The 24206-nt window shown below is 60.4% G+C and carries 22 protein-coding genes and 2 pseudogenes; 10 read left to right on the top strand and 14 right to left on the bottom strand.

Features of this window, described 5'->3' with window-relative positions; translation table 11 throughout:
* The first annotated feature begins 25 nt into the window (after positions 1-25).
* The 6 genes from atpD (at position 26) to SZ55_RS29160 (ending at position 6693) form a co-directional block, all read left to right on the top strand.
* Positions 26-1402, top strand: a complete 1377-nt coding sequence (gene atpD, locus SZ55_RS19185) for a F0F1 ATP synthase subunit beta (RefSeq protein ID WP_044410002.1) — start codon at positions 26-28, stop codon at positions 1400-1402.
* A 43-nt stretch (positions 1403-1445) separates the two neighbouring features.
* Positions 1446-1871, top strand: coding sequence for a F0F1 ATP synthase subunit epsilon (locus SZ55_RS19180; protein WP_044409999.1), 426 nt, complete (start codon positions 1446-1448; stop codon positions 1869-1871).
* A gap of 99 nt (positions 1872-1970) precedes the next feature.
* On the top strand, positions 1971-3332 hold the full coding sequence (gene glmU / locus SZ55_RS19175) for a bifunctional UDP-N-acetylglucosamine diphosphorylase/glucosamine-1-phosphate N-acetyltransferase GlmU (protein WP_044409996.1): 1362 nt from the start codon (positions 1971-1973) through the stop codon (positions 3330-3332).
* A gap of 142 nt (positions 3333-3474) precedes the next feature.
* Positions 3475-4245, top strand: coding sequence for a DeoR/GlpR family DNA-binding transcription regulator (locus SZ55_RS19170; protein ID WP_044409993.1), 771 nt, complete (start codon positions 3475-3477; stop codon positions 4243-4245).
* An 11-nt stretch (positions 4246-4256) separates the two neighbouring features.
* Positions 4257-6089, top strand: coding sequence for a glutamine--fructose-6-phosphate transaminase (isomerizing) (gene glmS / locus SZ55_RS19165; protein ID WP_044409990.1), 1833 nt, complete (start codon positions 4257-4259; stop codon positions 6087-6089).
* Positions 6090-6372: 283 nt separating this feature from the next.
* Positions 6373-6693 (top strand): TniQ family protein, encoded by a 321-nt coding sequence (locus tag SZ55_RS29160; protein WP_152644517.1) that lies wholly within the window; start codon positions 6373-6375, stop codon positions 6691-6693.
* A gap of 189 nt (positions 6694-6882) precedes the next feature.
* On the opposite strand, the pseudogene SZ55_RS28135 reads toward SZ55_RS29160, so the two are convergent.
* The 12 genes and pseudogenes from SZ55_RS28135 to SZ55_RS19110 all read right to left on the bottom strand — a co-directional run.
* Positions 6883-7445: pseudogene (locus SZ55_RS28135) on the bottom strand (transposase); the annotation flags it as partial.
* A 546-nt stretch (positions 7446-7991) separates the two neighbouring features.
* A pseudogene (locus tag SZ55_RS28715) lies at positions 7992-8484 on the bottom strand (IS5/IS1182 family transposase); the annotation flags it as partial.
* A 146-nt stretch (positions 8485-8630) separates the two neighbouring features.
* A complete protein-coding gene (locus SZ55_RS27590; RefSeq protein WP_044409986.1) occupies positions 8631-9677 on the bottom strand; it encodes a WavE lipopolysaccharide synthesis family protein in 1047 nt (348 codons plus the stop codon).
* Between the two features lie 36 nt (positions 9678-9713).
* Entirely contained in the window at positions 9714-10052 is a 339-nt protein-coding gene (locus SZ55_RS19150) for a cupin domain-containing protein (protein ID WP_044409983.1), read from the bottom strand.
* Positions 10049-10786 (bottom strand): glycosyltransferase family 2 protein, encoded by a 738-nt coding sequence (locus tag SZ55_RS19145; RefSeq protein ID WP_044409980.1) that lies wholly within the window; start codon positions 10784-10786, stop codon positions 10049-10051. The genes SZ55_RS19150 and SZ55_RS19145 overlap by 4 nt, the downstream gene beginning before the upstream one ends.
* Positions 10783-11421: an HAD family hydrolase gene (locus tag SZ55_RS19140; RefSeq protein WP_044409977.1), complete on the bottom strand. Its 639-nt coding sequence runs from the start codon at positions 11419-11421 to the stop codon at positions 10783-10785. Before SZ55_RS19140 ends, SZ55_RS19145 begins: the two co-directional genes overlap by 4 nt.
* Positions 11422-11443: 22 nt before the next feature.
* Entirely contained in the window at positions 11444-12064 is a 621-nt protein-coding gene (locus tag SZ55_RS19135; protein ID WP_044409974.1) for a phosphodiesterase, read from the bottom strand.
* Positions 12065-12826, bottom strand: a complete 762-nt coding sequence (locus SZ55_RS19130) for a glycosyltransferase family 2 protein (protein ID WP_044409971.1) — start codon at positions 12824-12826, stop codon at positions 12065-12067.
* Between the two features lie 60 nt (positions 12827-12886).
* The gene (locus SZ55_RS19125) at positions 12887-13591 is read right to left on the bottom strand and encodes an ABC transporter ATP-binding protein (protein WP_044409969.1); all 705 of its coding nucleotides are present in this window, start codon (positions 13589-13591) and stop codon (positions 12887-12889) included.
* Positions 13588-14364, bottom strand: coding sequence for an ABC transporter permease (locus tag SZ55_RS19120; RefSeq protein WP_044409966.1), 777 nt, complete (start codon positions 14362-14364; stop codon positions 13588-13590). Before SZ55_RS19120 ends, SZ55_RS19125 begins: the two co-directional genes overlap by 4 nt.
* A 389-nt stretch (positions 14365-14753) precedes the next feature.
* Positions 14754-16136 carry a heavy metal sensor histidine kinase gene (locus tag SZ55_RS19115; protein ID WP_044409963.1) on the bottom strand — a complete coding sequence of 461 codons (1383 nt, stop codon included), beginning with the start codon at positions 16134-16136 and terminating at the stop codon, positions 14754-14756.
* Positions 16133-16807, bottom strand: a complete 675-nt coding sequence (locus SZ55_RS19110; RefSeq protein WP_044409960.1) for a heavy metal response regulator transcription factor — start codon at positions 16805-16807, stop codon at positions 16133-16135. The genes SZ55_RS19115 and SZ55_RS19110 overlap by 4 nt, the downstream gene beginning before the upstream one ends.
* 418 nt (positions 16808-17225) lie before the next feature.
* On the opposite strand from SZ55_RS19110, the gene SZ55_RS19105 reads away from it, so the two are divergent.
* The 4 genes from SZ55_RS19105 to SZ55_RS19095 are packed head-to-tail and all read left to right on the top strand — an operon-like array spanning position 17226 to position 22987.
* Complete coding sequence (locus SZ55_RS19105; protein ID WP_044409957.1) at positions 17226-18476, top strand: TolC family protein; 1251 nt, start codon at positions 17226-17228, stop codon at positions 18474-18476.
* 3 nt (positions 18477-18479) lie between these two features.
* Positions 18480-18641 (top strand): hypothetical protein, encoded by a 162-nt coding sequence (locus SZ55_RS28345; RefSeq protein WP_160158615.1) that lies wholly within the window; start codon positions 18480-18482, stop codon positions 18639-18641.
* Positions 18632-19822 carry an efflux RND transporter periplasmic adaptor subunit gene (locus tag SZ55_RS19100; protein WP_044409954.1) on the top strand — a complete coding sequence of 397 codons (1191 nt, stop codon included), beginning with the start codon at positions 18632-18634 and terminating at the stop codon, positions 19820-19822. Before SZ55_RS28345 ends, SZ55_RS19100 begins: the two co-directional genes overlap by 10 nt.
* A 12-nt stretch (positions 19823-19834) precedes the next feature.
* On the top strand, positions 19835-22987 hold the full coding sequence (locus SZ55_RS19095; RefSeq protein WP_044409951.1) for an efflux RND transporter permease subunit: 3153 nt from the start codon (positions 19835-19837) through the stop codon (positions 22985-22987).
* A 42-nt stretch (positions 22988-23029) separates the two neighbouring features.
* Here the strand turns inward: SZ55_RS19095 and SZ55_RS19090 are convergent, their stop codons facing one another.
* Together SZ55_RS19090 and SZ55_RS19085 are read right to left on the bottom strand one after the other, a co-directional pair.
* Positions 23030-23776, bottom strand: a complete 747-nt coding sequence (locus SZ55_RS19090) for a DUF695 domain-containing protein (RefSeq protein WP_044409948.1) — start codon at positions 23774-23776, stop codon at positions 23030-23032.
* A gap of 221 nt (positions 23777-23997) precedes the next feature.
* Entirely contained in the window at positions 23998-24204 is a 207-nt protein-coding gene (locus SZ55_RS19085; protein ID WP_044409945.1) for a hypothetical protein, read from the bottom strand.
* Positions 24205-24206 lie beyond the last annotated feature (2 nt).

Below are 24206 nucleotides of genomic sequence, written 5' to 3'. Positions count from 1 at the left end.
GTTCAAATATTCAGAGGAACCAAAGATGAGTAGCGGACGTATCGTTCAAATCATCGGCGCCGTTATCGACGTGGAATTCCCGCGTGATCAGGTACCGGCCGTATACGAGGCGCTGAAAGTTCAAGGCGCCGAAACCACCCTCGAAGTCCAGCAGCAGCTGGGCGACGGCGTGGTTCGTTCCATCGCCATGGGCTCGACCGAAGGTCTGAAGCGTGGCCTGGACGTCACCAGCACTGGCGCAGCCATCTCCGTCCCGGTTGGCAAGGCCACCCTGGGCCGCATCATGGACGTCCTGGGCAACCCCATCGACGAAGCCGGCCCCATTGGCGAAGAAGAGCGTTGGGAAATCCACCGCGCTGCTCCGTCCTACGCCGACCAGGCGGGTGGCAACGAGCTGCTGGAAACCGGCATCAAGGTGATCGACCTGGTCTGCCCCTTCGCCAAAGGCGGCAAGGTAGGCCTGTTCGGCGGCGCCGGCGTGGGCAAGACCGTGAACATGATGGAACTCATCCGTAACATCGCCATCGAGCACAGCGGTTACTCCGTGTTCGCCGGCGTGGGCGAGCGTACCCGTGAGGGCAACGACTTCTACCACGAGATGAAGGACTCCAACGTACTGGACAAGGTCGCCCTGGTTTACGGCCAGATGAACGAGCCGCCGGGCAACCGTCTGCGCGTTGCACTGACCGGCCTGACCATGGCCGAGAAGTTCCGTGACGAAGGTCGCGACGTACTGCTGTTCGTCGACAACATCTACCGTTACACCCTGGCCGGTACCGAAGTGTCCGCGCTGCTGGGTCGTATGCCGTCCGCTGTGGGTTACCAGCCGACCCTGGCCGAGGAAATGGGCGTTCTGCAAGAGCGCATCACCTCCACCAAGACCGGTTCGATCACCTCCATCCAGGCCGTATACGTACCTGCGGACGACCTGACCGACCCGTCCCCGGCGACCACCTTCGCCCACCTGGACGCCACCGTCGTACTGTCCCGTGACATCGCCTCCCTGGGTATCTACCCGGCCGTTGACCCGCTGGACTCCACCAGCCGTCAGCTGGACCCGCTGGTAATCGGCCAGGAGCACTACGAGACCGCCCGTGGCGTGCAGTACGTACTGCAGCGCTACAAGGAGCTGAAGGACATCATCGCGATCCTCGGCATGGACGAGCTGTCCGAATCGGACAAGCAACTGGTAGCCCGCGCTCGTAAGATCCAGCGCTTCCTGTCCCAGCCGTTCTTCGTGGCCGAAGTCTTCACCGGCTCCCCGGGCAAGTACGTTTCCCTGAAGGACACCATCGCGGGCTTCAAGGGCATCCTCAACGGTGACTACGACCACCTGCCCGAGCAGGCGTTCTACATGGTCGGCGGCATCGATGAAGCCATCGAGAAAGCCAAGAAACTGTAACCCCCTGAGCGCCCGGCAACGGGCGCTTACGTGAGGCAAGCGTATGGCTATTACTGTCCACTGCGATATCGTCAGCGCCGAAGCGGAGATCTTCTCCGGTCTGGTCGAGATGGTGATCGCCCACGGCAACCTGGGCGACCTGGGTATCACGCCGGGCCACGCCCCGCTGATCACCGATCTCAAGCCGGGTCCGATCCGCCTGGTCAAGCAGGGCGGCGAGGAGGAGGTGTTCTACATCTCCGGTGGTTTCCTCGAAGTGCAGCCGAGCATGGTGAAGGTCCTGGCCGACACCGTGGTCCGCGCCGGTGACCTGGACGAAGCCGCTGCTCAGGAGGCCCTCAAGGCCGCTGAGAAGGCGCTGAACCAGAAGGGCTCGGAGTTCGACTACAGCTCCGCTGCCGCCCGTCTGGCAGAGGCCGCGGCCCAGCTGCGTACCGTCCAGCAGTTGCGCAAGAAGTTCGGCGGCTAAGCCACCGCTCTTCATCGCATGCAAGTAAAAGGGTAGCCTTGGCTACCCTTTTTCTTTTCCGGCATCGCCGGTTATCCACAGGCTCGGAAGCGTCCTTTCATGTCCCTCGATATCGTCATCCTCGCCGCAGGCCAGGGCACCCGCATGCGCTCGGCGCTGCCCAAGGTTCTCCACCCCGTTGCCGGCAAACCCATGCTCGGGCACGTCATCGACAGCGCCCGTGCGCTGCAGCCCCAGGGCATCCACGTGGTCATCGGCCATGGGGCCGACCTCGTGCGTGAGCGCCTCGCCGCAGACGACCTCGGCTTCGTCCTGCAGGCCCAGCAGCTGGGCACCGGCCACGCCGTGGCCCAGGCCCTGCCGCAGCTCAGTGCCGAGCGCGTGCTGATCCTCTATGGCGACGTACCGCTGATCGAGGAAGCCACCCTGCGCCGCCTGCTGGACAAGGTCCAGGACGACCAGCTCGCCCTGCTCACCGTCGAGCTGGACGACCCCACCGGCTACGGCCGCATCGTGCGGGACGCCCAGGGCGTGGTGAAGGCCATCGTCGAACACAAGGACGCCAGCCCCGAGCAGCGCGCCATCCGCGAAGGCAACACCGGCATCCTCGCCGTCCCCGGCAAGCGCCTGGCCGACTGGCTGGGCCGGCTGTCCAACCACAATGCCCAGGGCGAGTACTACCTGACCGACGTCATCGCCATGGCCGTGGCCGACGGCCTGGTGGTGGCCACCGAGCAGCCCCAGGACGCCATGGAAGTGCAGGGCGCCAACGACCGCATCCAGCTTGCCGAACTGGAGCGTCACTACCAGCAGCGGGCGGCCCGCCGCCTCATGGCCCAGGGCGTGACCCTGCTGGACCCGGCGCGCTTCGACCTGCGTGGCGAAGCCAGCGTGGGCCGCGACGTGCTCATCGACGTCAACGTCATCCTCGAAGGCCGCGTGGTGATCGAAGACGACGTCCAGATCGGCCCCAACTGCGTCATCAAGGACAGCACCCTGCGCCGTGGCGCCATCGTCAAGGCCAACAGCCACCTGGACGGTGCCGAGCTGGGCGAAGGCGCCGACTGCGGCCCGTTCGCCCGCCTGCGTCCCGGTGCCGTGCTGGGTGCCAAGGCCCATGTGGGTAACTTCGTCGAACTGAAGAACGCCGTGATGGGTGAGGGCGCCAAGGCCGGCCACCTGAGCTACCTGGGCGATGCCGAGATCGGCGCACGCACCAACATCGGTGCCGGCACCATCACCTGCAACTACGACGGCGCCAACAAGTCCCGCACCGTCATGGGCGAAGACGTCTTCATCGGCTCCAACAGCGCCCTGGTCGCGCCCGTGACCCTCGGTGACGGCGCCACCACCGGGGCCGGCTCCACCATCACCCAGGACGTACCCGCCCACAGCCTCGCCGTCGGCCGCGCCAAGCAGCGCAACATCGAAGGCTGGAAGCGACCCGTGAAGAAGAAGTGAGTTGTGGATAACCCCGCCTGTGGATAAACCGCAGGCCCGACAGAAGGCGACCGAGGTCGCCTTCTGTCGTTTCCGGGGTTGACGCAAAAGCTTCGTTGAGTTTTGATTCGCCCACTTTTTCTTTCGAATCGAAACTTACGAGATGTCGAAGCGCAATACGCCCCAGCGTCGCCATGCCATCCTCGCCCTGCTCGCCGAGCAGGGCGAGGTCAGCGTCGACGCCTTGGCCAAGGCCTTCGCCACCTCGGAAGTGACCATCCGCAAGGACCTCGCCGCCCTGGAGGCCAACGGCCTGCTGCTGCGTCGCTACGGCGGCGCCGTGCCCGTGCCCCAGGAGTTCATCAGCGAAACCAGCCAGCCGGTGTCCCGCTACAAGCAGGCCATCGCCCGCGCCGCCGCCGAGCGCATCCGTGAGCACGCACGGATCATCGTCGACAGCGGCAGCACCACCGCCGCGCTGATTCCCGAACTCGGCCACCGCCCCGGCCTGGTGGTGATGACCAACTCGCTGAATGTCGCCACCGCCCTGCGCGAGCTTGAGCACGAACCGGTGCTGCTGATGACCGGCGGCACCTGGGACCCGCACTCCGAGTCCTTCCAGGGCCAGGTCGCCGAGCAGGTGCTGCGCTCCTACGATTTCGACCAGCTGTTCATCGGCGCCGACGGCATCGACCTGGCCCGTGGCACCACCACCTTCAATGAGCTGCTGGGCCTGTCCCGGGTCATGGCCGAGGTCGCCCGCGAGGTGATCGTCATGGCCGAGGCCGACAAGGTCGGGCGGCGCATCCCCAACCTGGAGCTGCCCTGGAGCAGCATCCATACCCTGATCACCGACGAGCGCCTGCCCCAGGACGCTCGCCAACAGATAGAAGCGCGCGGCATCACGCTGGTCTGCGCGCCTGTGGATAACTGAGGAGACAACCCATGTGTGGCATCGTTGGCGCAGTGGCTGAACGGAACATCACCGCCATCCTCGTCGAAGGCCTCAAGCGCCTCGAATACCGTGGCTACGACAGCGCCGGCGTCGCCGTGCTGGACAACCAGGGCGGCCTGCAGCGCCGTCGTCGCGTCGGCAAGGTCAGCGAACTGGAACAGGCCCTGGCCGCCGAGCCCCTGGCCGGCCGCCTGGGCATCGCCCACACCCGCTGGGCTACCCACGGCGCGCCCACCGAGCACAACGCCCACCCGCACTTCTCCGGCGACCTCGCCCTGGTGCACAACGGCATCATCGAAAACCACGAGCCCCTGCGCGAGCACCTCAAGGGCCTGGGCTACGTCTTCACCTCCGACACTGACACCGAGGTCATCGTCCACCTGCTCGACCACCACCTGTCCAACCTCGGCGACCTCACCGAAGCGCTCAAGGTGGTGGTGCGCGAGCTCCACGGCGCCTACGGCCTGGCCGTGATCAGCCGCAGCCAGCCCGACCGCCTGGTGGCCGCCCGCAGCGGCAGCCCGCTGGTGATCGGCCTGGGCCTGGGGGAAAACTTCCTCGCCTCCGACCAGTTGGCCCTGCGCCAGGTCACCGACCGCTTCATGTACCTGGAAGAGGGCGACATCGCCGAGATCCACCGCGACCAGGTGCGCATCTGGGACAGCGCCGGCCAGCCCGTGCAGCGTGAGCAGGTGCAGTACCACGAAGGCGCCGAGGCCGCCGACAAGGGCGAGTACCGCCACTTCATGCTCAAGGAGATCCACGAGCAGCCCAAGGTCGTCCAGCGCACCCTCGAAGGCCGCCTGGGCGCCGACCATGTACTGGTCAACGCCTTCGGCCCCCGTGCCGCCGAGCTGTTCGCCAAGGTGCGCAACGTGCAGATCGTCGCCTGTGGCACCAGCTACCACGCCGGCATGGTCGCCCGTTACTGGCTGGAAGAGCTGGCGGGCGTCCCCTGCCAGGTGGAAGTGGCCAGCGAGTTCCGTTACCGCAAGGTGGTGGTCCAGCCCGACACCCTGTTCGTCACCATCTCCCAGTCCGGCGAGACCGCCGACACCCTGGCCGCCCTGCGCAACGCCCGCGCCGGCGGCTACCTGGCGAGCCTTGCCATCTGCAACGTCGGCACCAGTTCCCTGGTGCGCGAGTCCGACCTCACCCTGCTGACCCTGGCCGGCCCCGAGATCGGCGTCGCCTCCACCAAGGCCTTCACCACCCAGTTGGTGGCCCTGCTGCTGCTCACCCTCAGCCTCGGCCAGGTGCGCGGCAACCTCGACAAGGCCCGTGAAGCCGAACTGGTGGAAGCCCTGCGCCGCCTGCCCACCCACCTGGGCGAGGCCCTGGCCATGGACAAGACCGTGGAGAAGGTCGCCGAGCTGTTCGCCGAGAAGCACCACACCCTGTTCCTCGGCCGTGGCGCCCAGTACCCGGTGGCCATGGAAGGCGCGCTCAAGCTCAAGGAGATCTCCTACATCCACGCTGAGGCCTACCCGGCCGGCGAGCTCAAGCACGGCCCGCTGGCCCTGGTGGATGCCGACATGCCGGTGGTCACCGTGGCACCGAACAACGAGCTGGTGGAGAAGCTCAAGTCCAACCTGCAGGAAGTCCGCGCCCGGGGCGGCGAACTGATCGTCTTCGCCGACCGCCAGGCCGGCATCGACAACGGCCCCGGCACCCACGTGGTGGCCATGCCCCACACCGTCGACATCCTCGCGCCGATCCTCTACACCCTGCCGCTGCAACTACTGTCCTACTACGTCGCCGTGCTCAAGGGCACCGACGTCGACCAGCCGCGCAACCTGGCCAAGTCCGTGACTGTGGAGTGACGGGAAACTTCAAACGGATTGTCTAGTTTTAGAAAATGAAAACTGTCGCATCCAGGGCCAGGCTCACTGCCCCTGCGATGCGGTAGATGGCTGCAGCCGCCCTCCTTCAGCAGTGACTCCCTAGACTCAAGATTAAGTTGTCGCGAATTCAACCTGAAGAGTCACTCCGATCATTTATCGCGCGGAATTTCTATTTAAATAGACACAATCCTGAAGTAGCGGAACTTAAAAATTATTCTAGTTTCGCAGTTTTGGGGGAACGAATAAGCAAATTGGTAAAATAATGGAGCGGCTGGGTTGTTATGGGGTTAACCGGTTGCTAAATAATCATACCTACTACCCTAGGGAAGCATTTCTTCATCGAAACGAGGACCTATCTTATTCTGGGTGGGAATATTGTTCGTCGGGAAGTCAGTTTGAGCTTGCTAAAGAGTCATCTCGATTCTGTCCCGACTGTGTAAGGGACGATATTGAATCTTTGGGGTTTTCTTATTGGCGAAGAGTACATCATCCGGATATTAAGGTGTGTGCTACACATAACGTCTATCTCGAAGAACAATGTCCATTTTGCTTAATGCCATTTTTTTCAAAAATCATGATTTAGATGTTATGTGGAAAGAATGTAAAGGGTTTCATCTAAGTCAGACCCCTTCCAGAATAAACCATATATCCTCGGAGCTTAAGAGAGCCAGATTTTTCAGAGATATTTTTAGTTTCGACTCAGTGATATCTATCGAGGCTGCGCGCCTAGCGTTGACTGTAGTGGCCAACCCATCCCGGACAGTGGGTTAAGTTTTTCTTCTGTAGCCTGCTTGTAAGCGTGCGAGCCTGGTTGCTTGCTGACCAGACCTAGCTCACGCATCAACCGGCGCCCCCGAAAGCGGCCAATGCTTACGCCATCCTCACGCAGCATGCCCAGAATGCTTCGGCTGCCAGCCGAGCCTCGACTCTGGTTGAACAGATGGTTGACCTGACTGCGCAAGGCAACCCAGCGTGCATCAACACGGCAGCGCCGTAGACGATGGGCGTAGTAGCAAGACCGCACCACGTCGAAGGCTGAACAGACCACTTCCACCGACTCCCGCTCACTCAACTGGTCTATCAGCGCGTACGATTGAACTCGTCCGACATCAAGAGAGCGGTAGCCTTTTTTAGGATCGCTTTCTCCCGTTCCAGTCGGTCGATCCTGGCTTCCAGCTCCTGGATTTTCTGTTGTTCGGGAGTCAATGCTTTGCTCTTCGGGGTAACGCCCTGGCGCTCCTCTTGGAGCTGTTTCACCCAGCGACGAAGCGCTGATTCAACCAGCCCCAGCGAGCGAGCTGCTTCGATATGGCTGTAGCCCTGATCGAGCACCAGACCAGCGGCCTCTCGTTTGAATTCGGGCGTAAAGGAACGACATGGGTGTCCCGTACCTCACGCCGCCGGCTGGATTTGCGATGTCCGTTTGAGCTCCCTGCTTCCTTGAGGTCAAACGTTGTGGCCTTTGTGCGGAATGATCGTGATACTAGGATTATTAACAAGGCTTTCGAGTCATCCCTCACGGTGGGTGAGCGAGAGGTCATGGAGGAGGCTCACCCGGCAGTTACGAAAGCTTCCCGACCCAAAGTCCCCCGTAAACTACCCTTACCTGAGCCCTCGATGGACAATCTAGAGAGAGCTTTTCTTGAGGACTTGGTGGTGACCCCGCTACCAAAGCCTAAGAAGCCCTAGCAAGCAGGCAGGGCGGGCTGCGACAGTTTTATTTGCTGACGCTTGCCCGTCGGGTTCACCTGGCCAGGGTTGCGACAGTTTTGCGATCTTCTTCGTTCGCTCTGGAGCCCCGAATCATGCGGGGTAGTGCGACAGTTCTATTCTCTAAATCCATGTCGTGAAACTCTGGCGAGCTTGTCGCAACGGGTGGTTGTCTGCGTATAACCAGCGGCAGCGCTTTGCATGGGTAATGTCGCTGGCTTGACCCAGTGAAAGCAGGAAGCGGAGAGGTCCCGGTGGCATCACAGATCAGGTGAATTTTGGTGCTCAGGCCACCCGACTATGCTCCAGCGCGCGGCCTATCGGCTCTTTTGGCTCCCCTTTTCACGCCGCTAAAAGAAGCTCTGCTTGCACAAACTGCAGCGGGGTCGACCATTCACGTATCCAAATCAATCAGACTTTCCTGATTCCGGTCGGACTTACAATTATTCAAGGACTCGGTCAAACGTGTGGTCGTCTCGCCAATTACGGAATCGCTGATAAACCGTCAGCCTGCTCCGGCAGGTCACGGCAAGCTGCTCCAAGGCAAAATGTCATTGAACTCCAGCGATTATCATTCCGCGGCCGGCTCATCTTTTGTTCCGGGGGAAACCAGATATTTGATCAACTCCCAGCCTACATCGGGAAGGTCGTAGCGCCTTGCCATGTGTGGCCTCTGATCAATAATGGCGACGGACCCACCTGTTTCGACTTTTCGTGCAGAGCTCAGCATCTGCATAAAATATCAAGCTTTTAAAACACAATGCGCTACTTAATGTATATTGTGTTTATATAGTCTGTAATCTACTGAGTCTAAACTCTATCTCTACTTGGGTGTTCAACTCCTCGGAGCCTGCGAAAATAACCTCTAACAAAGATTGCGAGCCGGGGTGATATCACTGTTAGCGCAATTGAAGCTAAAGAAACCCACCAAGCTAGGCGAGTGCAGTTAAATAGATACTTGTTTAGCCATACACGTAGGTAGCGAATTCGAATATCTATTTGTCTTTGGGTTCTTATTTTTTTTAGTTCGCTAGATTTGTATACTGTCTTTAATGAGTAGCCTACTACGAGGAATCGCTCTGGAAAATTCAGACCACTAAGGTTCCAATCAAGAATGGTGAAATTCTCTGATATCAGTTTTTCCGACAAATGCACCAAGCGAGCGTCTATATGCCCTGGGTTTTTTAGATTGATGGTATAGCCTTTCTTCCTCATAAAACCAAGCATCAGGCACTGCTCCGGAACCATTCGCATAGCACTGTAGCCAATAAAATTTCCAACAGGATTTTTGTATGGCTTTTCGAGAAAAACTTCTTCTTGCCGGAGAAGGCTCTGAGACCAAAAATCATGAATGTCTTCGCGTGTCCCGAACTGCACTAAGTCAGATATATGGAATAAAAATGGTACCTTGGCGGCGTTTCGAATAAATAGAGTCGTTACTGTGATAGGATTTTTGAAAAGCCGGTCTGCCATCTCTACTTGATCTTCGTAGAAATCCAGTTTAGCGATCTCGGAGTTGTTGAGAATTATGTCGGATCTCAGTTTAAGAATATAGTCTCTAGAGGAAGACTGAATACCTTTCAGTGTGGAAACTAGCTGCCTATTTATATTGTGCTTATTACCATTAAAGTCTAGCAGGGCACCCGGGTCGGGTGAAGTTATAATAACATCAGCCTCAATATTCGATGTATCTTCCGTGTCCCAGGTTGAGACAATAATTTCAGCCATAGGTAGGTGAGAGCGTATAGATTTAATACAAGCATGTACCCCTCTTGTGGGGGCTAAACTCTTATTAAGAGGGCCCTGTATTACTACACTGATCTCGCTGGAGTGAATTTTTATGGTTTTGCTATTCATTTATTTATACTGAATGTGCTGGCTAGCAAATAATTATCAAAATGCAGGTTGATTTTCGATAAGGTATTTGTCATTAAGAGCCCCGGGGGTTTTAACAACAACCGTCGTTGAGTCAGTGAGTGCTTCAAAGGCAGTCACGTCACCTGGTTCAAGAACAACTATATCTCCTTCTTGCCAAATTTCTCCTCTCATCGAAACTTTTCCAGATAAAACAAGAGTTATCTCGGTTGCGATTTTGTGATAGTGCGCTGCTTCGCTATCTCCAGCCTTATAATGTTTAACAGCTACCTCGCACGCTTGTGTATTAAATGCTGTGGGTTTAAATCCCCCCACAAACCATCCTTTGACCATGTCACTTAATTTCGCCGAATTCATGCGCGACCCCCTTGGGATTCATAAGCATTTATCTGTGCTGCGTTTTTAAGAGGTCGGTATTTACTTGGGTCAACACGGTATACACCAACTTTTCTGTTCATAAGAATTAATTCGTTCAGTGCCGGAGCCACATAGAAATAACCATTGACTTTCGCATCTTTTCGGATCATGCTCTTAACTGCATCTACAAATATTGAGCCATTTTTAAACCAGTACATCCCGCCAACAGCATTGGCACTAATAGGGTTTTTTTCTGCAGCCTCAACTACCTTTCCTGTCTCGTTAAGGCGAACAAAAGCGTATCTAGGATGCAGTGACTTAAATATTACGACGCCTGCGTCGTTATTATCATTTCGGAATTTTGTTACAATTTCACTGAAAGATTCTTCAAGAATTTCGTTAGCGCTTATTATTACTAATTCTGAATCATTATCAATGTTTTCGCTTGCTAGGAGAGCGGTGCAAGCAGCGCCCATGGTGGGCTTGTATATAGGGAAAGCTATTGCAGTCTGATGCATCTGCGAAATCATATTGCGGAGATGGAATTTATTAACTTCCTCTTCTGGCAGCATACATATGATTTTATTAGGATTTAAGGGCGAGCATTTTTCAATTAGAGACTGAATAAGAGGGACGCGATCAGCCTCACTAAGGTAGTAAGGGAAGTTTCCCTCGAAGTCGATATCGTCCGGTCTAGTGCCTGCAAGAATGATGATGTTTGGCGTGTTGCTCATTTGGATGTGCCCTCTAGAGAATCTATTTCTCTGATTTTTCCCAAAATATTCTCTAAGTTTACGTCAGATGTTTCAGAAACTTCTAGGACATGAGCGCCTGAAGCGCGAGCAGCACGTATGCCATTCTCGTTATCTTCAACTATTAAGCATTGCTCGGGTCTTAGACCAAGCTCAGCAATAGCTTTTATGTAAATATCCGGTGCTGGTTTACCCTTAACTACATCTTGATTGGATAGTTTTATATCCAGATATTGGTCTAAGCAAGACTTCTCCATCATTACTTCTACAGAGTTGCGAACTGAGTTTGAGGCGACAGCCAGCTTATAGCCTAGCTTTTTAAGTGAAGACAGGGCATATTGATGTAAAAAAGTCGGCTTACACTTTGCATATACGATTTCCATTGTATACGCTTGCTTCATTTCATTAATGAAAGGATGTAGCGCTTGTGGTAATCCACGCTCGGCAGTAAGCATGTTCAGCTTATGCGCTGTGGGTAGCCCATCATAGCTTGTAAGGTGTTCGTGCCGACTAATGTTGTAACCAAATAAATTTAGTGCTTTATTCAAAGCGTCATAATGCCAGTCTTTTGCTTCGATAAGGACTCCATCCATATCGAAAATTACACCTAATATCATGTCTATAGCTCCAAAGATTATGCTACGTTTCTCTAAAAAAGGCATGGGCTTGTTCAGGCTTGTCTGTACAAATCATTAGCCCAGCCTTGTCTTTCAGAGGCAGTAAGGACGTCCAAGCCGAAATATAGTCTCTGCCGTGTAATTCAGGCGAAACTATGCAGATTTTCTTTCCCTGCTCTAAATAGGACAAAATAATTTCGTTGGAAAAGTGGCCCGTAGAAAAATGGTCCAACCATATTCCTGCGGAATACTCAAGCCAAGCAGGTACGGGTTCGACATCGCTAAGGCGCGTATAAGTACATACCTCTTTGCTAAAATAGCTACGCATGTCTGGTACTGCCATATCAAAAACAAACCAGTTCGTATGCCCTCTTTCCTTAAATTTGTCCGCCAAAGCTTGCGCCAAGCCGTCAGCTTTTATATTGATAGCTAAAGGAAGGTTCCGGTCACCCATAATATCGAGCAAGCTGTCTAGCGTCATTTCACTGCCTGTTGGCATATCATGCGAAATGACTAGGCGGCCGCCGCAGTCGCGAACATCTGTCTCTGTGCCGTAACCCAAATCGAAGGAGCGCTGGAATGCAATTGGTTGATTTCGTTGATTTGCTTCAAGCCAATACCCCCTATGACTTATAATCTCCACTCAGGAAGCCTCCCCAGATACCGCCTTCTTGCTAACAGGTAAGCTGAGAAATAGCTCTAAGTCTGATGGGATACCAAGACCATACATGCCTTTACCTTCTGAGCCGACAGAGTAGTTGAGTATAAGAGCACCTTCCTTGATTATCTCATTATAGGCAGGTGCCACATAGAACTCTCCATTAACTCGTAGGTCTTTTTCAAACATGGTCTCAATTGCCTTTATTAGTTGTCGCCCACTACGAAAATTATATATTCCGACTGTTGCTTCGTCAGAGATAACCTCCTTTTCGACTACGCGGTTTATCTTTCCCTCTTTATTAAAACCAACAAACGACCACTTGGGGTCATCTGCTTTCATCGTCATGATTAAACCATCGGCATCAGCGACATCCATGGTCTCTAAGTAGCCATTAATATCTATGTCTACGTATTGATCACTATTCGCAATCATAACTGGATTGTTGTTATTTATGAGGTGTTTAGCTGCATGAACGGTGCACGCAGCTCCTTCCGTTAGCCCGTCCAGTTCAACGATTTCACAACCTGGCGCCCATGAGTTAAGCTTTTCATGTAGCCCATACTTAGAGACATGGTCGGCTTGGCAGATGAAGATGAATTTGTGGTCTCTAACTGGCGTAAGATTTTCTATCACTACCTTAATCATTGGTACGCCGTGCACTTGGATGAGCGGTTTGGGGTCATTGTAGCCAGCTACCGCAAATCGGCTGCCAGCACCAGCCATGGGAATAATGATCTGAAGCATATAGAATCCTTTGTTTTACTAAAGTACTCGTGTCGTAAGCAACAAAAATATAACTAGTCTCTAGAATTCACCTTCATCTATTACGCTTCCTTTTTCAAGATGGATGTATCTTTGACAGAAGAGCCTACCCTGTTCCTTTGAGTGGGTTACGAGAATCAGCGCCATACCGTCATCTTGCATATCACGGATTTGCTGGTAGCACTTGCTCTGAAAATCTTCATCGCCAACAGCTAAAACCTCGTCGGCAAGCAAAATTTTAGGTTCAACATTCACAGCGACTGAAAAGCCTAACCTCATATACATCCCGGAAGAGTAATTTTTAACGGGGATGTCGATGAAGCTCCCTAGTCCGGAAAAATCAACGATTCTATTGAATCTAGCCCGTGTCTCCTTGTTGCTTAGTCCATATAGGCTGGCGTTGAGGTAGATATTTTCTTCGCCAGTTAGCTCTGGATGGAAGCCGACTCCAAGTTCAATGAGCGGTGCTATACGGCCATTAGAAAAAACCGATCCGTATGTTGGAATCAGTATGCCGCTAACCAGTTGTAGAAGAGTACTTTTGCCAGAGCCGTTATGGCCTATCAGCGAAAGTGACTCTCCCTTGCTAAGAGTGAATGAGACATTGTTTACGGCTCTAAATTTTTCTACGCGTTCCTTGAAGCGAGAGTTGAATATTCCAGCAATTTTATGCTTCATGCCTCCTCTATTGTGTCTAATGGTAAATTCTTTACTGAGATTTTCAGCTTTCAAAACAATGCTACTCATAGTAGTTCGACTACTCTATCAACCCGTTTAAATGTAATTATGCCAATAGCTAATGACGAGAGCCCTATCATCCAGCAGAGCAAAATATTAAAAGCAGAGGGTGGCGTTCCTGTGTGTAAAATCGCGGAGAAGCTGTTAAAAAAAGGTGCTAAGGGGTTGAGTGATGCAACTTCGGCAATGCTGTGCGGCAGATTAGAAGTCATCCAGACTATTGGGGTTACCCAAAACAGTAAGGGGATAAAGACTTCTGTCATATGCTTAATGTCGCGATGAGTTATTTGGAGCACGCTTATGGTGAAGCTTAAGCCAAGTATAGCGCCTGCGTATGGAATTATGATGGCTGGATACCAAAATAGAGCTACGCTTAATCTACCTCCCAGAATAGGGTAAAGAATACAATAAACCATCATCGCTACTAGCCAAAACAAGCTTACGGTTATGGAGCCTGACAGGGGGAGCAGAATTCTTGGAAATTTAAGCTTTCGAATCAGGCCACTATTGCCGATAAGCCAGTCGCTACTCTGCAGTATAATCTGACTGAAGAGCATCCAGTGAATTACTCCTGTGACGAGATGCAGGGCAAATCTATCTTGATTGCTGGGTAATATATATGTAAATACTACATAATAGGTCAGGGTTACTACTAGTGGATTGCCAAGCGACCAAGCAAATCCTAAAGCTGCTCCCATATAACGAATCTTGATTTCTTTGGCCACAAGGTTAAATACTAAGTCTCGCCACTTCAGTATTTCATATAGGGTTTTCTTCAGCATGCTCGCTATGAGTCCTGGTCTATCTATACATAGGGGGTGTATTGTGTATTTAGTGGTCAGGCATCTTGTTGAGCTAGTTATTGATTCATTAAAAGCTCTTCTGGGGGAAAGATTGTTATGGAAGTATATTGCATTTAAAATTAATCTGATGTAATTTTCAAATTTCCTAGCACGACCTCATAGTTCTTTTGGCGTTAAACTGTTGGGATCTCATCTGATTAGGAACGGCTTCTCCAGTTTTTCCTTGAGGAAAGTTACGGAGTATCGATTAGTGCCGCTGCCCTACTCAAGCTTAACACGCCATAGGGTTCTGACTGGTACAAACGAGACCTAAAGTTCGCTCTGTAGGCGGATATTGCCTGACTGCTTGCGGGTGTTTCCTCTGCGGCTCAGCCGCCAGCCGCCTGGAAGCGCAGGCGGAACTCCGTCGGGCCGGCCGGTTCGCTGCTCACCTCCACCGAGCCCCGGTGCAGGCTCATGATCGAGCGCACGATGGCCAGGCCCAGGCCGGTGCCGCCGTCCGCCCGGGCGCGGCCGGGGTCGACCCGGTAGAAGCGCTCGAACAGGTGGGGCAGGTGCTGCGCGGGAATGCCCGGGCCCGGGTTGCGCACCGCCATCACCAAGCTGTCACCCTCCCGGCGGGCCTCCAGGTGGATGCAGCTGCGCGGCGGGCTGTGGCGGATGGCGTTGGACAGCAGGTTGGACAGCGCCCGCTGCACCATCAGCCGGTCCCCCAGCACCTGGCCTTCGCCCTCCACCACCAGCACCTGCTGCTTGTCGTCGGCGGGCAGGGTGAACAGGTCGGCCACCCGGCGCGCGTCGGCGCCGAGATCCAGCGGGGTCATGGGCACCAGCGCCGCCGGGTGGCTGACCTGGGCCAGGAAGAGCATGTCGGTGACGATCCGCGCCAGGCGCTCCAGCTCCTCGGTGCAGCACTCCAGCACCGCCTTGTAGACCTCCGGCGGGCGCTCGCGGGAGAGGGTCACCTGGGCCTGGCCCATCAGGTTGCTGATGGGCGAACGCAGCTCGTGGGCCAGGTCGTCGGAGAACTGCGCCAGCTGCTGCACGCCGCCGTCCAGGCGGTGCAGCATCAGGTTGATGGATTGCGCCAGCTCCCCCAGCTCCCGGGGCAGCGACGCCACGGGCAAGCGGTGGGAGAGGTCTTCGGTGGAGACCTTCGCCGCCACCCGGCGGAAGCGTGCCAGCGGCGCCAGGCCGCGCTGCACCACCAGCCAGGCGCCGCAGCCGATCAGCAACAGCACCAGCGGCAGCGTCGCCAGCGCCGAGCGCAGGTAGGCCGCCAGCAGGGCGCGGTCGCTGCGCCGGTCCAGGTTGAGGAACAGGCGCACCGCCTGGCCGTCGGGCAGCACCAGCTCGCGGTAGGCCGCCAGCACCTCGCTGCCGTCCTCCAGGTACAGGGTGCGGTAGCGCACCTCCGGGCCCGCCGGCAGGTCCCGCAGGCGTTCCGACAGCGGCAGGCGCCCCAGCTCCAGGCGCACCGGCCCGCCGGTGCGGGCATCGAACAGCGCCAGGCTGAGGTCGTCGTGGCCCTTGATCTGGTCGCCCACCACGTGGGGCCGCAGGCTGTTGCCCAGGTCCAGCGCCAGGCTGTGCTCGATCTGTTTCAGCTTGCTCTCCAGGGCCTCGCGGGCGCGGGCATCCAGCGCCCCGTCCAGCCCATAGGCGGCCAGCAGGGCCAGCACCACCACCAGCACGGCGCCCATCGCGCCGACCGCCAGCCCCAAGCGGACGGACAGGCTGGCCGGCTTCATCCGCGGTCTTCCAGCACGTAGCCGACGCCGCGCAGGGTGTGGATAAGTTTGTTCTCGAACGGGTCGTCGATCTTCGCCCGCAAGCGGCGGATGGAGACCTCCACCACGTTGGTGTCGCAGTCGAAGTTCATGTCCCACACCAGCGAGATGATCTGGGTGCGCGACAGCACCTCGCCGGCGCGGCGCATCAGCAGGTGCAGCAGGGCGAATTCCTTGGTGGTCAGGTCGATGCGCTGGCTGCCACGGAAGGCCCGGTGGCGCCCCGGGTCCAGCTCCAGGTCGGCCACCCGCAGCACCTCCGGCACGGCGATCTGCTCGGCGCGCCGCAGCAGGCTGCGCACCCGTGCCAGCAGCTCGGGAAACTCGAAGGGCTTCACCAGGTAGTCGTCGGCACCCAGGTCCAGGCCTTTCACCTTGTCCGCCAGGCGGCCCCGGGCCGAGAGCATCAGCACCCGCGTGGCGGTGTCCTGGCGCAACTGGCCGAGCACGCCGAAGCCGTCGATCTGCGGCAGGTTCACATCGAGGATGACCAGGTCGTACTGGTGCTGGCGGGCCAGGTGCAGGCCGTCGACGCCGGTATGGGCGGCGTCCACCACATAACCGCTTTCGCTCAGGCCCTGGTAGAGGTAATCGGCTGTCTTGGGCTCATCCTCGACAATAAGGATCCGCATGGGAATTCATCCTGCATATAGAAGGAAAAGTGCCCGGCTCATTGTTCGAACAAGAGGGCAGCGATAAATAAGTCAATTAAGAAAAACGACCGGAAAGTTGCGCAGGCTAAACCCTGTAGTCACTTCAAGGTCAAGCGATCAGACCCGCCAGCGCCGCCTGCCACGAGGCTTTCAGCGCGGCGTAAGGCCTGTGGATAACACCGGTAGTTGTTTCAAGTTGCTACGGAAGTTGTCCGGAAGTTGTTCGGCGCGGCGCGATGCTAAACCAGATAAGTGCCCCCGGAACGGGCATTACATATTTGTAATCCGTGCGTCACCCTGGGGATAAGTGCCCCGCCCTAGAGTCCCCGGCGTTATCGGATCAACCCCTGGAAGTTGCCAGGCGTTGATCGCTTCCGAGACGCAGAGGACTTCCACCGTGTACCGACCCAAGCCCCCCAAGCGCCTGCGCCCGAGCCTGGCCGTCCTGGCCTTGTGCCTGGCGTTGCCGCCCTTCGCCACGGCCGCCGAGCTGGACTTCGCCACCGCCCTCGCCACCGCCTACCAGGGCAATCCCGAACTGGCGGCCGCCAGCCAGGGACCGGGCATCGCCGCCGGCGAACGCCGCCAGGCCGCGCTGCTGCCCAACCCGGAACTCTCCTGGGAGATGGAGGACACCCGCAGCGCCACCCGCACCACCAGCGTCAGCCTGGCCCAGCCCCTCGAACTGGGCGGCAAGCGCGGTGCCCGTGTCACCTACGCCGAGCGCGGCCAGGCCCTGGCCGAGCTGACCCTGGAGCAGCGCCGCAACGCCTTGCGCGCCGACACCTTGCTGGCCTTCCAGGCGGCCCTGCGTGCCCAGGCGCGCAACGAGCTGGCCGACGCCTCCCTGGCCCTGGCCGAACGCGGCCTGACAGTGGCCCAGGCGCGCATCCGCGCCGGTAAGGCCGCCCCCATGGAAGCACTGCGGGCCCAGGTCCAGCAGGACGAGCTGACCCTGGAGCGCGACCGTGCCCGCACCGAGCAGCGCCAGGCCTACCAGCGCCTCGCCACGCTCATGGGCGAGCCCCGGCCCGGCTTCGAACGGGTTGCCGGGCGCCTCGGCCCATTGCCGTCCCCCCCGGCCGAGGCTCGTCTGCTGTCCCGCCTGGGGGATACCGCCGACCTGCGCCTGGCACTGGCCGACGTGGCGCGGGAAGAGGCCGGCCTGGACCTGGAGAAGGCCCGGCGCTACCCCGACGTCACCGTCAGCATCGGCAGCCAGTACAGCGCCGAGGACCGCCAGCGCGTGAACCTGGTGGGGGTGTCGCTGCCGCTGCCGCTGTTCGACCGCAACCAGGGCAACGTGCTCTCCGCCAGCCGCCGCGCCGACCAGGCCCGCGACCTGCGCAACGCCACCGAGCTGCGCCTGCGCGGCGACGTGGCCATGGCCCTGGAGCAATGGCGCCGTGCCCAGGCCGCCATCGACGCCCATGACCGCAGCATCCTGCCGGCTGCCCAGCAGGCGGTGGACAGCGCCACCCGTGGCTTCCGCATGGGCAAGCTGGCCTTCCTCGACGTGCTCGACGCCCAGCGCACCCTGATCGACGCGCGCAACCGCTACCTGCAGGCCATGGCCGAGGCCACCGAGGCCTGGGCCAGCCTGGAGCGCCTCTACGGCGACCTGTCGGGCCTCGACGGCCCGGCCTGAAGCATGCCCCGTCGCCACCCCTGGCTCGGCCTGCTGGTGCTGGTGGCGGGCTGCGGCTACGCCCCCGGCGTGCCCAGCGAGCCCGACGGCCATTGGTGCCGTCACGACCTCTACCGCGCCTTGCACATCATCGTTTCCCTTCGAGAGGACACCCCATGGACATGAAACGAGGCCTCGCCCTCGGCCTGCTGCTCGCCCTCGGTCTGGGCGCGGGCGCCACCCTGATGCCGGCCATCGGCAGCCCGTCGCCCCAGGCCACCGACGACCCGCCACCCTCCGCCCATGCCGACGAGGAGGGCGGCGACCACGACGAGGAGGAGGGCGCCATCGCCCTCAGCCCCGCGCAGATCCAGGCCGCCGGCATCAAGCTGGTGAAGGCCGCTCCCCGCGCCCTCAGCCAGCGCCTGGCCCTGCCCGGCGAGATCCGCCTGGACGAGGACCGTACCGCCCACCTGTTCCCCCGTGCCGCCGGCGTGGTCGAGCAGGTCAGCGTCGGCCTCGGCCAGGCGGTGCAGAAGGGCGACCTGCTGGCGGTGATCGCCAGCCCCCAGGTGTCCGAGCAGCGCAGCGAACTGGCCGCCGCCGAACGCCGCGTGCGCCTGGCCCGCACCACCTTCGAGCGCGAGCGCCAGCTGTGGCAGGAAGGCATCTCCGCCGAGCAGGACTACCTGCTGGCGCGCCAGGCCCTGGACGAGGCCGAGATCGCCCTGGGCAACGCCCGGCAGAAGGTCAGTGCCCTCAGTGGCAGCCTCGCCCAGGGCGGCGGCAACCGCTACGAGCTGCGCGCGCCCTTCGCCGGCATGGTGGTGGAGAAGCACCTGGTGCCCGGCGAGGTGGTGAACGAGAGCAGCGCCGCCTTCACCCTCTCCGACCTGTCCCGCGTCTGGGCCACCTTCAGCGTCTCGCCCCGTGACCTGGCGCGGGTCCGCGTGGGCCGCCCGGTCACCGTCAGCGCCCGCGACCTGGGGGCCGAAGTGGCCGGCTCGGTGGCCTACGTCGGCAGCCTGCTGGGTGAGCAGAGCCGCACCGCCACCGCCCGCGCCACCCTGGAGAACCCGGAACTGGCCTGGCGCCCGGGGCTGTTCGTCAGCGTGCAGCTGGCCACCGACACCCGCGAAGTGCCCGTCGCCGTGCCCGAGTCCGCCGTGCAGACGGTGGAGGACCGCAGCGTGGTGTTCGTCCGCACCGACACCGGCTTCGCCACCCGCCCGGTGACCCTGGGGGCCCGCGACCAGGGCTTCGTGGAGGTGAGCGACGGGCTGGAGGCGGGGGTCGAGCTGGCCGCCGCTGGCAGCTTCACCCTCAAGTCCGAGCTGGGCAAGGCCAGCGCCGACCACGCCCACTGACGAGTAGCCACCATGTTCGAACGCATTCTCCGCTTCGCCATCGAGCAGCGCCTGCTGGTGATGCTCGCCGTGCTGGCGATGGCCGGCCTGGGCATCGCCAGCTACCAGAAGCTGCCCATCGACGCCGTCCCCGACATCACCAACGTCCAGGTGCAGATCAACACCGCCGCGCCCGGCTCTTCGCCCCTGGAGACCGAGCAGCGCATCACCTTCCCCATCGAGACCGCCATGGCCGGCCTGCCGCACCTGAAGCAGACCCGCTCGCTGTCCCGCTCCGGGCTGTCCCAGGTCACCGTCACCTTCGAAGACGGCACCGACCTGTACTTCGCCCGGCAACTGGTCAACGAGCGCCTGCAGACGGCCCGCGAGCAATTGCCCGAAGGCGCCGAGGCGGTCATGGGGCCGATCTCCACCGGCCTCGGCGAGATCTTCCTGTGGACGGTGGAAGCCGAGGAGGGCGCCCTCAAGGCCGACGGCACGCCCTACACCGCCACCGACCTGCGGGTGATCCAGGACTGGATCATCAAGCCGCAGCTGCGCACCGTGCCCGGCGTCGCCGAGATCAACACCATCGGCGGCCACGCCAAGCTGTTCCAGGTCGCCCCCGACCCGGCGCGCCTGGCCGCCTACCGCATCACCCTGGCGGACCTGGTCACCGCCCTGGAACGCAACAACGCCAACGTCGGTGCCGGCTTCATCGAGCGCAACGGCGAACAGCTGACCATCCGTGCCCCCGGCCAGCTGGAGGGCATCGAGGACATCGCCGCCATCGTCGTCACCCAGCGCGAGGGCACGCCCATCCGCGTGCGCGACGTGGCGCGGGTGGCCATCGGCGAGGAGCTGCGCAGCGGCGCCGCCACCGAGAACGGCCGCGAGGTGGTGCTGGGCACCGTGTTCATGCTCATCGGCGAGAACAGCCGCAGCGTCTCCCAGGCGGTGGCCGAGCGCCTGGAGAGCATCAACCGCAGCCTGCCCGCCGGCGTGGTGGCGGTGCCGGTGTACGACCGCACCCACCTGGTGGACAAGGCCATCGCCACGGTGAAGAAGAACCTGATCGAGGGCGCCATCCTGGTGGTGGCCGTGCTCTTCCTGTTCCTCGGCAACATCCGTGCGGCGCTGATCACCGCCCTGGTGATCCCGCTGTCGATGCTCTTCACCTTCACCGGCATGTTCGCCAACAAGGTCAGCGCCAACCTGATGAGCCTGGGCGCGCTGGACTTCGGCATCATCGTCGACGGCGCGGTGGTGATCGTGGAGAACGCCATCCGCCGCCTGGCCCACGCCCAGCAGCGCCACGGCCGCCTGCTGACCCGCAGCGAGCGCCTGCACGAGGTGTTCGCCGCCTCCCGCGAGGCGCGCCGGGCCCTGGTGTTCGGCCAGCTGATCATCATGGTGGTGTACCTGCCGATCTTCGCCCTCACCGGGGTCGAGGGGAAAATGTTCCACCCCATGGCCTTCACCGTGGTGATCGCCCTGTTCGGCGCGATGATCCTCTCGGTCACCTTCGTCCCGGCGGCCATCGCCCTGTTCATCACCGGCCGCGTGCGTGAGGAAGAGAACGCCGTGATGCGTGCCGCCCGGCGTGGCTACGCCCCGGTGCTGGCCTGGGTGATGCGCCGGCGCAACCTGGCCTTCGCCCTGGCGGCCGCCAGCGTGCTCGGTGCCGGCGTGCTGGCCAGCCGCATGGGCAGCGAGTTCGTCCCCAGCCTCAGCGAGGGTGATTTCGCCCTGCAGGCCCTGCGCGTGCCCGGCACCGGCCTCGGCCAGTCGCTGGACATGCAGCAGCGCCTGGAACGCGCCCTGGTGGCGCAGGTGCCGGAGGTGCTGCGGGTGTTCGCCCGCACCGGCACCGCCGAGATCGCCTCCGACCCGATGCCGCCGAACATCTCCGACGCCTACGTGATGCTGCGCCCGCGCGAGCAATGGCCGGACCCGGGCAAGAGCCGCGAGGCGCTGGTGGCCGAGATCCAGCAGGTGGCGGCCGGCGTGCCGGGGAGCAACTACGAGTTGTCGCAACCGATCCAGCTGCGCTTCAACGAGCTGATCTCCGGGGTGCGCAGCGACGTGGCGGTGAAGGTCTTCGGGGACGACATGGACGTGCTCGGTAGCACCGCCCAGCGCATCGCCACGACCCTGCAGCAGGTGCCCGGCGCCTCCGAGGTGAAGGTGGAGCAGACCTCCGGGCTGCCGGTGCTCACCGTCAACATCGACCGCGACAAGGCGGCGCGCTACGGCCTCAACGTCGGCGACGTGCAGGACACCCTGGCCATGGCCGTCGGTGGGCGCCAGGCCGGCACCCTGTTCGAGGGTGACCGTCGCTTCGACCTGGTGGTGCGCCTCGACGAGGGGCTGCGCACCGACCCGCAGGGCCTGTCGCGCCTGCTGCTGCCGCTGCCCGGCGGCGCGGCGGACGGCATCGCCTTCATCCCCCTGGGGGACGTGGCCACCCTCGACCTGGAGCTGGGGCCGAACCAGGTCAGCCGCGAGAACGGCAAGCGCCTGGTGGTGGTGAGCGCCAACGTGCGCGGCCGCGACATCGGCTCCTTCGTGGCCGAGGCCGAGGCGCGCATCCAGGCCGAAGTGCAGGTGCCGGCCGGCTACTGGACCACCTGGGGCGGCCAGTTCGAGCAGCTGCAATCGGCCGCGCGGCGCCTGCAGGTGGTGGTGCCGGTGGCACTGCTGCTGGTCTTCACCCTGCTGTTCATGATGTTCAACAACGTCAAGGACGGCCTGCTGGTGTTCACCGGCATCCCCTTCGCCCTCACCGGCGGGGTGCTGGCGCTGTGGCTGCGGGACATCCCCCTGTCGATCTCCGCTGGGGTCGGCTTCATCGCCCTGTCCGGGGTGGCGGTGCTCAATGGCCTGGTGATGCTGGCGTTCATCCGCAACCTGCGGGAGGAGGGGCGTTCGCTGGTGGATGCGGTGAACGAAGGGGCGCTGACCCGGCTGCGGCCGGTGCTGATGACGGCCCTGGTGGCCTCCCTCGGTTTCGTGCCCATGGCGCTGGCCACCGGCACCGGGGCGGAGGTGCAGCGGCCGCTGGCCACCGTGGTGATCGGCGGCATCCTTTCGTCCACGGCGCTGACGCTGCTGGTGCTGCCGGCGCTCTACCTGCGTGCGCACCAGCGCGACGAGGAAGAGGACGAAGCCGACGAGCGCGGCTGACCCGGGCGGCGCCACCCGTGTTCGCGGGTGGCGCCGGTGGCGTCAGTCGGCGCTGACCAGCTGGGTTTCCCAGCCGTCGTAGCGGCCGCCGTGGTCCTCGGCCAGGTGGAACAGTGGCAGGGTGACGCTGTCGATCTCGGCGAAGGAGGGCAGGTCCTTGCGCCACAGGTGCACGCTGTACTGCCCGTCTTCGTTGGCCGCGATCGGCACCCGCAGCGAGAAGCCCAGGGCCTGGGCGCGGTTGGCGAAGGCCTGGGCGTCGCCGGCCTCGGCGAATTCGGCCCAGTGGTCGATGTCACGCGGGGTGTCGAGGCGGTCGCCGTTCTGTTCCAGGGTCTGGCAGACCCGGCGGTTCTGGATGCACTGGTGGTCGATGGCGCTGGGGTACAGGTACTCCAGGTAGGTCGACCAGCCCGGGTCGGGGTTGCTGCCGGCCTCGAAGCGGTAGTCCGGGAAGCCCCGGAACGCCTCGGCCACGCGGGCTTCCCAGCCTTGCGGATGGGCGGTGTAGAAGAAGAAATCGCGGCAGCCGTTGGTGGTGCAGCGCCCGACGTAGGCGTGGTCGGCACCTTCCAGCTTCGGCAGCACGGCGTCCTCCAGCGCGATCAGCGCGTCGTACTCCTCGTTGCTCGACAGGCCGTCGCCCCGTGGCGTGTTCATCTCCACGCGCACGTAGGCCATGGCCGGCAGGCGCTCAATCGGCGCCTCTTCCACGGCACCCAGGTCGACAAACAGCGATGCCGGGCGGTCATCCACCCGGGCGAAATAGAAATCCCAGTTCTCGGTCATCAGTCTCCCTCCCTGTTGGGGTGGCGAGACTGTAGCGGGTTTGCCGGGGCAAGAAGCGGACCTGGCGCACGGCGGGCCGTGGCGCGGCAATCGGTCGCTGGAGAGAGGGGGAGAGGATTTGCGACCGGACGGCCACAAAAAAAGGCGCCCGTCCGGGGCGCCTCAGGGTCCACCCCATCCAAAGGAGCGGAAGCGGGAGGTGGACGTATTGCCTGGGGAAATCAGTTGTTGGCGCGTTCGGCGCCCCTGGCCTCGGCCTTGTCGGCGTCGCGCTGGGCGGTGAGTGTCTGGCTGTCGTCGGCCGGGCGGGCGAGCTGGGCATCGCGGGCGGCCTGGACCATCTGCTGGGCGCGTTCCGAGCCGTCTTCGGCGAGGGCGGCGGTGGCGTTCAGGCCAAGCAGGGCGATCAGGAGAAGACTGGCTTTCATGG

Source organism: Pseudomonas sp. FeS53a (assembly GCF_000931385.1).
In the GTDB taxonomy this organism is placed as follows: Bacteria; Pseudomonadota; Gammaproteobacteria; order Pseudomonadales; family Pseudomonadaceae; genus Metapseudomonas; species Metapseudomonas otitidis.
The sequence above is the reverse complement of the archived record's forward strand: the minus strand, read 5'-3'. Positions and strand labels throughout refer to the sequence as shown.